Annotated in this window: 10 protein-coding genes and 1 pseudogene; 5 read left to right on the top strand and 6 right to left on the bottom strand. The window is 70.8% G+C overall.

Annotated elements, in window-relative coordinates; genetic code table 11:
* Together IJH84_RS06060 and IJH84_RS06055 are read right to left on the bottom strand one after the other, a co-directional pair.
* Positions 1–1,307 (bottom strand): RbtT/DalT/CsbX family MFS transporter (locus IJH84_RS06060; protein ID WP_295141328.1); only part of this gene is annotated, 1,307 nt, incomplete at its 3' end.
* A gap of 17 nt (positions 1,308–1,324) precedes the next feature.
* Positions 1,325–2,416: an alcohol dehydrogenase catalytic domain-containing protein gene (locus IJH84_RS06055; RefSeq protein WP_295141325.1), complete on the bottom strand. Its 1,092-nt coding sequence runs from the start codon at positions 2,414–2,416 to the stop codon at positions 1,325–1,327.
* A 349-nt stretch (positions 2,417–2,765) separates the two neighbouring features.
* Between IJH84_RS06055 and IJH84_RS06050 the strand changes: the two genes are divergently transcribed.
* Positions 2,766–3,689, top strand: a complete 924-nt coding sequence (locus IJH84_RS06050) for a sugar-binding transcriptional regulator (protein WP_295141322.1) — start codon at positions 2,766–2,768, stop codon at positions 3,687–3,689.
* 68 nt (positions 3,690–3,757) lie between these two features.
* Here IJH84_RS06050 and IJH84_RS06045 read toward each other — a convergent pair whose 3' ends face one another.
* Positions 3,758–4,795: a LacI family DNA-binding transcriptional regulator gene (locus IJH84_RS06045; RefSeq protein ID WP_295141320.1), complete on the bottom strand. Its 1,038-nt coding sequence runs from the start codon at positions 4,793–4,795 to the stop codon at positions 3,758–3,760.
* A gap of 294 nt (positions 4,796–5,089) precedes the next feature.
* Between IJH84_RS06045 and IJH84_RS06040 the strand changes: the two genes are divergently transcribed.
* Positions 5,090–6,313, top strand: coding sequence for an MFS transporter (locus IJH84_RS06040; RefSeq protein ID WP_295141318.1), 1,224 nt, complete (start codon positions 5,090–5,092; stop codon positions 6,311–6,313).
* A gap of 239 nt (positions 6,314–6,552) precedes the next feature.
* On the opposite strand, the gene IJH84_RS06035 is transcribed toward IJH84_RS06040, so the two are convergent.
* Positions 6,553–7,173 (bottom strand): TetR/AcrR family transcriptional regulator, encoded by a 621-nt coding sequence (locus tag IJH84_RS06035; protein ID WP_295141313.1) that lies wholly within the window; start codon positions 7,171–7,173, stop codon positions 6,553–6,555.
* Positions 7,174–7,266: 93 nt separating this feature from the next.
* On the opposite strand from IJH84_RS06035, the gene IJH84_RS06030 reads away from it, so the two are divergent.
* Positions 7,267–8,316: an NAD(P)-dependent alcohol dehydrogenase gene (locus IJH84_RS06030; protein WP_295141311.1), complete on the top strand. Its 1,050-nt coding sequence runs from the start codon at positions 7,267–7,269 to the stop codon at positions 8,314–8,316.
* Positions 8,317–8,562: 246 nt separating this feature from the next.
* Here the strand turns inward: IJH84_RS06030 and IJH84_RS06025 are convergent, their stop codons facing one another.
* Positions 8,563–9,117 carry a TetR/AcrR family transcriptional regulator C-terminal domain-containing protein gene (locus IJH84_RS06025; protein WP_295141308.1) on the bottom strand — a complete coding sequence of 185 codons (555 nt, stop codon included), beginning with the start codon at positions 9,115–9,117 and terminating at the stop codon, positions 8,563–8,565.
* A 101-nt stretch (positions 9,118–9,218) separates the two neighbouring features.
* Here IJH84_RS06025 and bioB point away from each other — a divergent pair, with 101 nt between their 5' ends.
* Complete coding sequence (gene bioB / locus IJH84_RS06020) at positions 9,219–10,286, top strand: biotin synthase BioB (protein WP_295141305.1); 1,068 nt, start codon at positions 9,219–9,221, stop codon at positions 10,284–10,286.
* A gap of 3 nt (positions 10,287–10,289) precedes the next feature.
* Positions 10,290–11,423 carry an 8-amino-7-oxononanoate synthase gene (locus IJH84_RS06015; RefSeq protein WP_295141302.1) on the top strand — a complete coding sequence of 378 codons (1,134 nt, stop codon included), beginning with the start codon at positions 10,290–10,292 and terminating at the stop codon, positions 11,421–11,423.
* A 138-nt stretch (positions 11,424–11,561) separates the two neighbouring features.
* On the opposite strand, the pseudogene IJH84_RS06010 reads toward IJH84_RS06015, so the two are convergent.
* Positions 11,562–11,848 (bottom strand): annotated as a pseudogene (locus IJH84_RS06010) (acyl-CoA dehydrogenase); the annotation flags it as partial.

Below are 11,848 nucleotides of genomic sequence, written 5' to 3'. Positions count from 1 at the left end.
GCGGCGGTCGTGCGCCGCCGGTTCTCGTCCTCCGGCACCTTGAGGAAACCGACCATCACGAAAGCGGCCGCGTAGAGCACCACGAACGCCCAGACCACGCTCACGTTGCCGAGGCCGACGGCCAGCACGACGGCGGGCACGGCCGAGCCGAGGAACGCCGAACCACCGGCCGCGGTGGTGTACATGGCCATCGCGGCGCCCTTGTAGTCCGGGGCGAGCGCGGGCATGATCGCGCCCATCGGCACGAACCCGGCCAGCAGCGCGCCGAACAGGCAGCCCGCGGCCGTGGCGGTCCAGAAGCCCCACGACGTTCCGGCGGGCACCCAGTGCGCCACGTACCACCAGGCCAGCAGCCCGACCGCGGAGCCGAACACGCCGAACCACTGCACGGTGTGCCGCCAGCCCCAGCGGTCGCCGATCGCCCCGAACACGGCGTTGACCAGGATGTTGGACGCGTAGACCAGCGTCGTCATGATCAGCCAGCGGGACTGGCCCCAGCCCAGCTCCTCGGCGATCACCGTCGGCAGGATGATGAACATGCCGTACTGCGGCGCGGTGTTGATCAACCGCACCAGGAAGCCCATCAGGATCTTCGGCCGGCGCACGGTCAGCTGCAGCCCGGCGGTGAGCACCGCGGCGGTCGAGTTGCCCGCCGGTGCGATGCGGCTGTCGCCGTGCGGCTCGCGCACCGCGAACTGGCCGAGCAGGAAACCGATCACCACCAGCGCGATGGAGGCCACCATCGCACCGGTCTCACCGGCGGTCCCGCCGCCGAAGGCCGGGATCATGCCCAGCGCGTACAGCGAGCCCAGCGTGGGCAGGCCGCCGGTGAACATGACGTAGAACCAGCCGACCGCCTTGCCGTTGCGCTCCACCGGCGTGACCACGTTGACCCAGACCAGGAACGCGAACGCGAACAGCGGGTAGCCGAAACCGCGCAGGAAGTAGGTGAGGAACACCAGGGGCAGGCTGCCCATGGCGAGGCTGGCGAGGAACAGCAGCTCGAAGACGATCCACACGGCGGCGCCCAGCTGCATCACCCGGCGCGGTCCCCACAGGTCGGCGAGCGCTCCCGACAAGTAGCTGCCGATCAGCGCGGCCAAGCTGTACATCGAGATGATGGTGCCGACGGTGGCGGTGCCGGAGCCCAGCACCTCGCCCATGTGCGGTTCGATGAAGTTCGTCTCGGTGCCGTTGCCGGTCATGAAGATCAGCACGGCGAGGAATCCCCAGCGCAGCGAGTGCGGGATGCCGATCCGGTCGAGGAAGGTCTCGCGGGCCGGACCGGTGGTGGTTGCGGTGTTCATCGTGTTCGTCCCCGTATTCACTTGTTGGGCAGGATCGAGACCTTCACGGACGCGCCCGAGGTGTCCGCGACCAGGTCCAGCGCCTGCTGGAACTCGCCCAGCCCGACCTGGTGGGTGCAGATCTGCTCGACCGGGATCTTGCCCTGCTCCAGCAGCTTGATCGCGGCGGGCCAGCAGTGCGGCCCGAGGTGCGCGCCGAGGACGTTGAGCTCCTTGTCGTCGGAGATGATCGACCAGTCGACCGTCACGTCCGAGCCGAACACCGAGTACTCCACGTACGTCCCGAGCTTGCGCAGCAGGTTCAGCCCCTGGCCGACCGCGGGAGTGGCGCCGGTGCCCTCCAGGTAGACATCGGCCCCGTAGCCCTCGGTCAGCTCGGCCACGCGGGCGACCACGTCGTCCTTGGCGGGGTTGAACGTCACGTCGGCACCGCACTGGCGCCCCAGCTCGAGCTTGTCGTCGTCGAGGTCGAGCGCGACCAGGGTCATCGGGTTCTTCTGCCGGGCCCCGGCGATCAGGCCCAGGCCGATGGGACCGCAGCCCGCGACGACCACCACGTCGCCGAAGCTGATACTCGCCCGCTCCACCGCGTGCAGCGCGCAGGACAGCGGCTCGGCGTACGCGGCGTGGTGCGGCTTGAGCTCGTGCGAGACCTTGTGCGCGCGCGCGTTGATCGGGACGAGCGTGTACTGCGCCATCGCGCCGTTGTAGTTGCGGAAGCCGAACATGTCGTGCGGCCCGCACATCCAGTACTGGCCGCGGCGGCAGTAGCGGCATTCCTCGCAGGGCACGATCTGCTCGCAGGCGATCCGGTCGCCGAGCGCCACCCCGTGGTGGTCCAGCCCCTTGCGGTCACCGGCCACGACGACCCCGACGAACTCGTGCCCGGGGATGACGCCCTTCTGCGCCCAGGCGGCGCGGTTGTCGTCGCCCCAGAACTTCGCCGCGCCGTGGTAGCACTTCAGATCGCTCGCGCAGACGCCGACCGCTTCCACCTCGATCAGCAGCTCGCCGTGATCGGGCGTGGGCACGTCCACCTCTTCGAGCCGGTAGTCCTCCGGGCCGTGCACGACTACCGCCTGCATCCGGCTGGGAATGGATTGCGGCACCTTTGCCTCCATTGCTGGTCAACTGTTGAAAAACGGCCTGCGCTGCAACAACAGCGGACCGTAGGCTCGCACGACGTCGCAGGCGCCGGGTTCCGAGGCAGCCGGTGCCGAGTCCCGCTGCCGTCCGGTGGAGGGCGGCTCACCCCGGACGTGACCAGCGAGAAGGCTGCTCGGCCCGGCAGCTCGTCGGCCGGGTGTCCCGGCCTGGCCCGGCCAGCAGCCACGCACCGATCTCCCTCACTCGATCAGCCCAACGTCAGGCGAAGTGCGGTAACCTTCCGTTCAATACCGCTCATACGTCAATAGGCGTCGCTCAAATGAGCGGTCACTCGGTAGGACGGGGGAGCACGTGGGACCGGAGCGCCAGATCCTCGCCGCGCTCGTCGCAACGCAGCACTACTTGAACAAGCAGACCAAGTCGCAGATCGCGGAAGATCTGTCGCTGTCCCGGTTCCAGGTGGCGCGGCTGCTGGAGGCGGCGCACTCGGAGGGCATCGTGCGCATCACCGTCGAGCTGCCCTCCGGCGTGGACGCCGACCTGTCCAACCGGCTGCGCAGGCACTTCGGCCTCAAGCGCGCGCTGGCGGTGTCGACTGCCGACGAGCCTGCCACCCGGCGCAAGCAGCTCGGCCAGGCCGCCGCCGACCTGCTCACCGACGTGGTGACCGAGGACGACTGCCTCGGCATCGCGTGGGGCCGCACGCTCAGCGCGATCCCCGGTGCGCTGAGCAAGCTGGCGACCTGCCCGATCGTCCAGCTGACCGGGGTCGCGGGCACGATCTCGGAGAACACCATGGAGCTGGTCCGCCAGATGTGCGCGGTCAACGGCGGGCACGCGAACCCGATCTACGCGCCGCTGGTGGTCGCCGATGCGGCCACGGCGCGCGGGCTGCGCGGGCAGGCCGGGATCTCCCGGGCGATCGAACTGCACGGGATGGTGACCCGCGCGGTGGTCGGCGTCGGCAGCTGGGATCCGCCGGACTCGCAGCTGCACGATTCGCTGCGGGTGGAGGAGCGGCGCAAGCTCTCCGGCCGGGGAGTGCGGGCCGAGATCTGCGGGACGCTGCTCAACTCGGACGGCGAGGTCGTCGAGGGGCTGGAGGACCGCTGCATCGCCGTGTCGACCGCCCGGCTGCGCGAGATTCCCGAGGTGATCGCCGTCGGCGGCGGCAGTGCGAAGATCAAGGCGGTGCTCGCCGCGATCCGCTCCGGGCTGATCCACGGGCTGGTCACCGACGCCAGGGTCGCGGGCGAGCTGCTGGCGCTCGGTTGAGCGCGCCCGGTCGATCGGTGAGCGCCCGACCGGCCCCTGAGTCCCCGGCTGACTCCTGAGCGCCCGGATCAGTCCGTTGCGCGGGGTGGGCTCGTGCTGCCGCGCACCGTGAGTTCGGGAGTCAGCACGACGTCGGTGCTCGTGGCGCGTTGCTCGTCGAGGCGTTCGGTGCAGGAGCGGATGGCGAACTCCGCCATCCGGCCGGTGTCCTGGTGCACCGTAGTGAGGTCCACATAGGACAGACCGGCGCTGTGGCTGTCGTCGTAGCCGACCACGGAGATGTCGCCGGGGACGTGGACCCCGGCCCGCAGCAGCGTGGTGATCAAGCCGCCGGCGCACAGGTCGTTGCCCGCCAGGACCGCCGTGGGCAGGTCGCGCCTGCTGAGCAGTTCCCGTGCCGCGTCGGCTCCGGACTCCTCGGTGTAGTCGCCGGGCAGGACCTCGATGTGCGCGTCGAGCCCGTGCTCGCGCATGACCGCGCGGTAGCCGTCGCGGCGTTGCGCGGCTCCCGGCAGCGTTCCGCCGTCGACGTGCGCGATCTTGCGGTGTCCGAGGCCGATGAGGTGGCCGACGGCCAGCCGAGCGCCTTCGGTGTCATCGGTGCGCACGCTGTCGATCCCGGCGGCGCCGGTGTGCTGGCCGATCTCGACCACGGGAATGCGCTCGGCGATCCGGCCGAGGTGCGCGGGCGCCTCCACGGCCAGCCCGATGAGGATCAGCGCTTCGCAGCGCAGTCCGAGCAGCTCGTCGACGGTGTGGCGCACGTTGCGGCTGGGCAGGATCGCGCTGAGCACGATGCTGTAGTCGAGCCGGGAAGCCGCGGCGTAGAGCGCTTCCACGACGTGCGGGTCCAGCGAATGCCCCAGCGTGAACAGCACGCCGAGCTGGCGGCTGCGTGCGCGGCGCAGCAGCTGGGCGGCGATGTCCGCGTGGAAACCGAGGTCTTCGGCGACGCGCAGGACGTGTTGCCTGGTGCGGGGGTTCGGCCCCGGCTTGTCGCCGAGGACCAGCGAGACGGTCTGGCGCGAGACTCCCGCCTCGGCTGCGACATCGGCCATGGTGGGGCGCTTGCCACGGGCGGTGTTCCGGTCCTGCGGACCTGGCATTCCCGTTCCTCCTGGCCGACCCGTCCGACCGGCCGCTGCTGACTTGTCGCTCCGGACGGCCGCGCGGTCACCGGCAGGGTACTCGTCGCCGTTGCCGCGAGTGCTCGCGAGTCACATCACAGGGGCGTGGCTTGAAGGCCGCGCGGATCGACTGGAACCCTGGATTTAGCACGTGCTAAAGAGCTGCTCCGCGGTCGGTCCCGATCGCCCGAGCGCCAGGGCGGGTGCCGCGTGGTCGGCCCGGTGTCGTGCCGCCGCTTCCCGATCTCATCCCGTCGTGAAAGGTCATGTTCTATGGCTCCGGCGTTGCTCGCGCTCGCCCTGGGCGCGTTCGCCATCGGCACCACCGAATTCGTGATCATGGGGCTGCTGCCGCAAGTGGCGGCAGGGCTGTCCATCCCGGTCGCCGACGCGGGGAACCTGGTCTCCGCCTACGCGCTCGGCGTCGTGCTCGGCGCACCGCTGCTCACGGCGTTGAGCACCCGGTTGCCGCGCAAGAACGCGCTGGTGCTGTTCCTGGGGATCTTCGCGCTCGGCAACCTCGCCACCGCGTTCGCGCCCGGGTACGGGACCGTGTTCGCCGCACGGATGCTGGCGGGGCTCCCGCACGGCGCCTTCCTCGGCGCGGGAACCCTCGTCGCCGCGCACCTGGTGGGACCGGCGAAGCAGGCGACGGCGGTGGCGCGCGTGCTGCTCGGGCTGACCGTCGCCAACATCGTCGGCGTTCCCGGCGGCACGTTCCTGGGGCAGCTGTTCGGCTGGCGGGCGGCTTTCCTGGTGGTGGCCGCGATCGGCGCGCTGGCCGTGCTCGGAGTGCTGGCGTTCGTGCCGAGCGTGCCGATGCCGCAGGGGATCGGCCTCAAGCGCGAGCTGTCCGCCCTCGGCACGCGCCAGGTGGTGCTCGGCCTGGTCACCGGCGTGTTCGGCTTCGCGGGCGTGTTCGCGGTCTACAGCTACATCTCGCCGATGATGACCGGGCTCGCCGGGCTGCCCGAGTCCGCGGTGCCGGTGGTGCTGGCGCTGTTCGGCGTCGGCATGACCGCGGGCTCGCTCGTGGTGGGGCCGCTGGGCGATCGGGCGCTGCGGCCGACGATCTACGGTGCGCTGGCCACGCTTGCGGTCGTGCTGCTGGTGTTCAGCTTCGCCGTGCACACCGCGTGGTCGGCGGTGCTGATGACGGTGGTGCTGGGAGCGGCCGGGTTCGGCGTGACCGCCCCGCTGCAAGTGCTGATCATGCAGAAGGCGGGCAACGCGCCGACGATGGCCGCCGCCTCGAACCACTCGGCGTTCAACCTCGCCAACGCGGGCGGGGCGTGGCTCGGCGGCGTCGGGATCAGCGCCGGGTTCGGTTACACCTCGCCCGCGATCATCGGCGTGGTGCTCACGCTCGTGGGGCTCGCCTTCGCGCTGATCGCGGGCCGGATGGACCGCAGCGGTGCGTCGGCCGGCCCGCGGCTGGTGGCCAACCGCCAACGCCAGGGGTCCACCGAGGCGATCAGCGCGGCCGAGCGGGACTGACCGGCGGCACTTCGTTTCAGTACGATCTTTGGTCTTGTCTTGTCAGCGGCGTAGCCGCTGAGCAGTGGCCATGAAAGCAACCGGCACCGCGGCGGGTTCTCAGCGGCTTCCTCGCGAGGACAGCGATTTCGCCGCGTAGGGTGCTACGTCAGAAATCGATCCCGGAGCGAGGAAGGCGCTGAGGTTCCGCTACCGGCACCGCCACGCAGACCTTTCTGGAAAAACTCCTTAGTGACGACCTAAAGACGGCTCGGGTCCCCCGCGAGCCGATGCCCGTCGATCGCGCTGCGGGCTGCGCGGGTGGATTTGCGCACGACCAGTTCCGCGGAGTAGCCGTGCTTGGCGAAGACGCCGTCGAGCCAGAACATGCCGTAGCCGTGCGCCTGGGTGAACAGCTGCTCCATCAGCTCCAGGGCGTCCGGCGGCGTGGCCGAAACCTCCAGGCAGCGCAGCAGGAACTGGTCGGTCAGCCGCCGGGTCTGCTCGTACAGCTCGGCGTATCGGGGACCGTGCAGGCCGTCGGCGTAGATCAGGTGCATCCCGGCGCGGCGTTCGATCAGGTACTCGGTGTAGGCCCCGGCCGCGGCGGCGAGCGCGTCCGCGGCGTCCTCGTGCTGCTCGGCGGCGTGCTGCACGCGCTCGGTGAGCAGCTGGGCGGTCGTGGTGGCGACGGCGGCCAGCAGGCTCTCGCGTTCCGGGAAGTGCCGGTACGGCGCGCCGGGGCTGACGTTGGCCCGCCGGGCCGCCTCGGCGACCGAGAAACCGGCCACGCCCCGTTCGGCGATCAGCTCCAGCGAACTGCGCACGAGCGCGGCCCGCAGGTCGCCGTGGTGGTACTTGCCGCCCATGCCGTGGATCACGTCCTCCGGTCGGAATAAGTGGCCGTGCCGCTATGTATTGATGTAAGAGGGCTCTCACGCGAGCCCTTCGCAGAGCTGTTCCTTGGAGGGTTCATGAGCACGACCACGCACGCTATCGCCGCGCCGACGCCGGGGGCACCCCTCGCGCCGACGACGATCGCGCGACGTGATCTGCGTCCGGACGACGTATTGATCGACATCGCCTACGCGGGCATCTGCCACAGCGACATCCACCAGGCCAAGGGCGACTGGGGCGAGGGCATCTTCCCGATGGTGCCCGGCCACGAGATCGCCGGCGTGGTCGCCGCGGTCGGCTCGGACGTGACGAAGTACCAGGTCGGCGACCGGGTCGGCGTGGGCTGCATGGTCGACTCCTGCGGCGAGTGCGAGTACTGCCAGCAGGGCACCGAGCAGTTCTGCGTCCAGGGCAACGTGCAGACCTACAACGGCGTCGGCTTCGACGGCGAGAACACCTACGGCGGCTACAGCAAGCAGGTCGTGGTCAAGGACGCCTTCGTCTGCCGGATCCCGGACGGCATCGGGCTCGACGTCGCCGCTCCGCTGCTGTGCGCAGGCATCACCACCTACTCCCCGCTGCGCCAGTGGGGAGCCGCGCCCGGCAAGCGGGTCGCCGTGATCGGTCTCGGCGGGCTCGGGCACGTGGCGGTGAAGCTGGCCGCGGCGATGGGCGCCGAGGTGACGGTGCTCAGCCAGAGCCTCAAGAAGCAGGAGGACGGGCTCAAGCTCGGCGCGCAGGACTACTTCGCCACCGCCGACGAGTCGACCTTCGAGACCCTGCGCGGGCGCTTCGACCTGATCCTGAACACGGTCTCGGCGAACCTCCCGGTCGACGCCTACCTCGGGCTGCTGCGCGTCGGCGGCGCGATGGTCAACGTCGGTGCGCCCGGCGAACCGCTGTCCTACAACGCCTTCTCGCTGCTGGCGGGCAACAAGGTGCTGGCCGGATCGATGATCGGCGGGCTGCCGGAGACCCAGGAGATGCTGGACTTCTGCGCCGAGCACGGCATCGGCGCGGAGATCGAGCTGATCTCCGCCGACCAGGTCAACACCGCCTACGAGCGGGTCGAGAACAGCGACGTCCGCTACCGCTTCGACATCGACACCGCCACCATCGGCGCGTGATTTTCGGAATATTTGAAGGGTTTGCGTAGCGGGGCGGGTGGCGGAACCTCAGGCGCCGTCTCGCTGCGGGATCGCCTCCTGACGTAGCGCCCTACGCGGCGTCGGCGCTGTCCTCGCGAGACGACGCCTGAGAACCCGCGGCGGTGCCGGTTGCTCAGGTGGTGGGCGCAAGCGGCTGCGCCGCTTCAAGAAACCCTCGTCGTCCCGGTGGGTGCTGCGCCGGGGCGACGAGGGTGCACGTCGCCGCTAACCGTTCACCCGGGAGCGCAGGCCGTCCAGCACGAGTTCGAGGCCCTGCTCGAAGTCGGACGCCCTGGCGGGTTCCCGGTCGATCGCCCCGGCGCTGGCGGCCTGCAGCGCGGTCTGCTCCTCCGCGGTGTGCCCGAACACGAGGTGCAGCAGGGCGCGAGTGGCGACGTCGACCACGTCCTGCGGAAGGCCACCGTCGCGCAGCGCCGCGCGCAGCTGGCCCGCGGGCTCGCCGGCGCCGAGCCCGAAGGTGTGCGCGGTGAGCACCACTTCGGCGCCGTCCCGGTAGGCGAGCATCGCGTCCCGCAGCTCGCCGCAGAGCTCGACCACGCGCCGGTCCCACTCCGCGGCCCGCCGCGGCCGCTTGCCCCGGGCCACGATCTCGTCGGCGACCGCGGTCAGCAGCGTCTGCTTGTTCGGCACGTGGTGGTACAGCGCGCTCGGTTGCACGCCGAGCTCGGTGGCGAGCCGGCGCATCGTCAGCGATTCCAGGCCGTATTCGTCCAGCACCGCGATCGCGCGGTCCACGACGTCGCTGCGGTGGTAGCGCACCCGAACCCTCCCCGGTTGACCGGTCGATCCCGCCATCCTACCCTGAACACCGTTCAGCTGAACGCTGTTCAGGTTGCTGTCCTCCGACACCGGGAGAAGCGATGCGCGCCACCTTCCAGCAGCTCGCCGATGGCGTCCTCGGCGGAACCCCCGCCACGCCCGAAGATGCGCTCGCGGTGCTGCGTGCCGACGACGCCGAACTGATGTCCGTGGTGGCCGCAGCGGGCCGGCTGCGCCGCGCGCACTTCGGCAACACGGTGAAGGTGAACTACCTGGTCAACCTGAAATCCGGGATGTGCCCGGAGAACTGCAACTACTGCTCGCAGGCGCTCGGCTCGGACGCGCCGATCCTGAAGTACTCGTGGCTGTCCACCGACGAGGCGTTGCAGCAGGCCGGGGCCGGGTTGCAGGGCGGAGCGGGCCGGGTGTGCCTGGTCGCCTCCGGCCGCGGACCGTCCAATCGGGACATCGACAAGGTCACCGAGATGGTCGGCGCGCTCAAGGGCGAGCACCCCGATGTGGAGGTCTGCGCCTGCCTCGGCTTCCTGAAGGACGAGCAGGCCGAGCGCCTCAAGGAGTCCGGTGTGGACGCCTACAACCACAACATCAACACCGCGGAGAGCAACCACGCGAACATCGTGCAGACGCACACCTACGCCGACCGCGTGGACACCGTTGAGAAGGCGAAGGCAGCGGGCCTCTCGCCGTGCTCCGGTCTGATCGCCGGGCTGGGGGAGACCGACGAGCAACTGGTCGAGGCGGTGTTCGCGTTGCGGGAGCTGGATTCCGACTCGATCCCGGTCAACTTCCTGATGCCGTTCGACGGCACCCCGTTCGAGAACACCTGGGAGCTCACGCCCGCGCACTGCGTGAAGATCCTGGCGATGGCGCGGTTCGTCTGCCCGGACCGGGAGGTGCGGATCGCGGGCGGCCGCGAGATGCACCTGCGCTCGCTGCAATCGATCGCGCTGCACGTCGCCAACTCGATCTTCCTCGGGGACTACCTCACCTCGGAGGGCCAGGAGGCGAAAGCGGACCTAGAGATGATCCGGGACAACGGTTTCGTCGTGCTCGGATCCGAGGAGGACTTGGCCCAGCGGTCCGCAGCTCCGGTCGATCCGGCGATCCGCCGCCGCGGGGCGGGCACCGCCGTGGTGCCCAACGCCTGACCGATGAACGGCTGGCCGCAGTGGTTCGCCGAGCGGCGCAGCGTGCGCGAGGACGCCGGTTTGCAGCGCACGTTGCGGCCGCGGGCGTCCGACGAAGACTTCATCGACCTCGCGGGCAACGACTACCTCGGCTTGAGCCGCCATCCCGAGGTATGCCGGGCGGCCGCGGACGCGGTACTGGAGTGGGGTGCGGGCGCCGGCGCCTCCCGGCTGGTCACCGGTACGACCACGCTGCACGCCGAGCTGGAGCGCGAACTCGCCGAGTTCACCGGACGCGAGGCTGCGCTGGTCTTCTCGACCGGATACCACGCCAACCTCTCCGCGGTGACCGCGCTGGCGGACAAGCAGACGCTGATCGTCTCCGACGCGCACGTGCACGCCTCGCTGATCGACGCGGCGCGGCTGTCCCGGGCGGCGATCGAGGTGGTCCCGCACAACGACGTCGCCGCGTTCCGGGCCGCAGTGGCCGAGGCCGGTGACCGGCGCGCGATCGTGCTGACCGAGTCGGTCTTCTCGGTGCTCGGCGACGCGGCGCCGCTCGCGGACTTGGCCGCGGTCTGCGCCGAGCACGACGCGCTGCTCGTCGTCGATGAGGCGCACGGGCTCGGTGTCGCCGGGCCCGGCGGTCGCGGGCTGGTGCATGCGCAGGGCCTGGCCGGGAATCCGCGGGTGGTGGTGACCGCGACGTTGTCCAAGTCGCTCGGCGCGATGGGCGGTGCGGTGCTCGGCTCGGTCGCGCTGATCGATCACGTCACGAACGTCGCCCGCCCGTTCATCTTCGACACCGGCCTGGCACCGGCTCCCGCCGCGGGTGCGCAGGCCGCGCTGCACGTGCTGCGGGAGCGGCCGGACCTCCCGTCATGGATCCACCGGCGCAGTGGCGAGCTGGCCGAGCGGCTCGGCGTGCGGTCGTCGGCGGGCGCGGTGCTCTCGGTGCCGATGCCGTCGCCGCAGGTCGCGGTCGCCGCGCAGGCAGCGGCGCGCGCTCGCGGAGTCCGGGTGGGCTGCTTCCGGCCGCCGTCGGTGCCGGACGGGATCTCGCGGCTGCGGATCACCACCCATGCCGGGCTGGACGAGCAGGCCTGGTCGGACGCGGTCGAGGTGCTGGCGAGCATCGCCGACGAGCACCGGCGGTAGCCCGTACGTCCACAGTGGACGACTCGGGCGATTCCGCCGTGCCGGGTGTCGGACACCTGCGGCCGTCGCGGTTGTCGGCGACGCGCACCGGACGAACCGCCGCGGGAAACGGTCAGGAAACCCGGCGATGCGTGGAGATCACCCCGAATCGCCCGCCAGCCGCGTCAGGATGCCGTCCTTGATCGCCGGTCGGGACGCCGCGACGAGCGTGAAGGTGGCCTCCCGCACCAGCCGCTGGCCGTGCGCGCCCGCCAGCAGCGCGGAACTGCCCGCGGCGGTGACGACCGCACCTGCCGCGCGCAACGCCAGCTCAGCGGCGTCGGCTCTGGCCGCCGCGATCGCGGAGTCGTCGCCGGAGGCGGTGCTTTCGGCGAAAGCGGCATCGAGCTGCTCGCGCACCGCGTCCCGCTCCGCCTCGAGCCGGT

It is taken from the genome of Saccharopolyspora sp. (assembly GCF_017434145.1).
Classification (GTDB): Bacteria; Actinomycetota; Actinomycetes; order Mycobacteriales; family Pseudonocardiaceae; genus Saccharopolyspora_C; species Saccharopolyspora_C galaxeae.
The sequence above is the reverse complement of the archived record's forward strand: the minus strand, read 5'-3'. Positions and strand labels throughout refer to the sequence as shown.

Bases quoted from the DNA above. Each gene is read 5' to 3' on its own strand.
- IJH84_RS06045 (WP_295141320.1), bottom strand. From the start codon at position 4,795: ATGCCAGGTCCGCAGGACCGGAACACCGCCCGTGGCAAGCGCCCCACC.
- IJH84_RS06015 (WP_295141302.1), top strand. From the start codon at position 10,290: ATGAACGGCTGGCCGCAGTGGTTCGCCGAGCGGCGCAGCGTGCGCGAG.
- IJH84_RS06040 (WP_295141318.1), top strand. From the start codon at position 5,090: ATGGCTCCGGCGTTGCTCGCGCTCGCCCTGGGCGCGTTCGCCATCGGC.
- IJH84_RS06030 (WP_295141311.1), top strand. From the start codon at position 7,267: ATGAGCACGACCACGCACGCTATCGCCGCGCCGACGCCGGGGGCACCC.
- bioB (WP_295141305.1), top strand. From the start codon at position 9,219: ATGCGCGCCACCTTCCAGCAGCTCGCCGATGGCGTCCTCGGCGGAACC.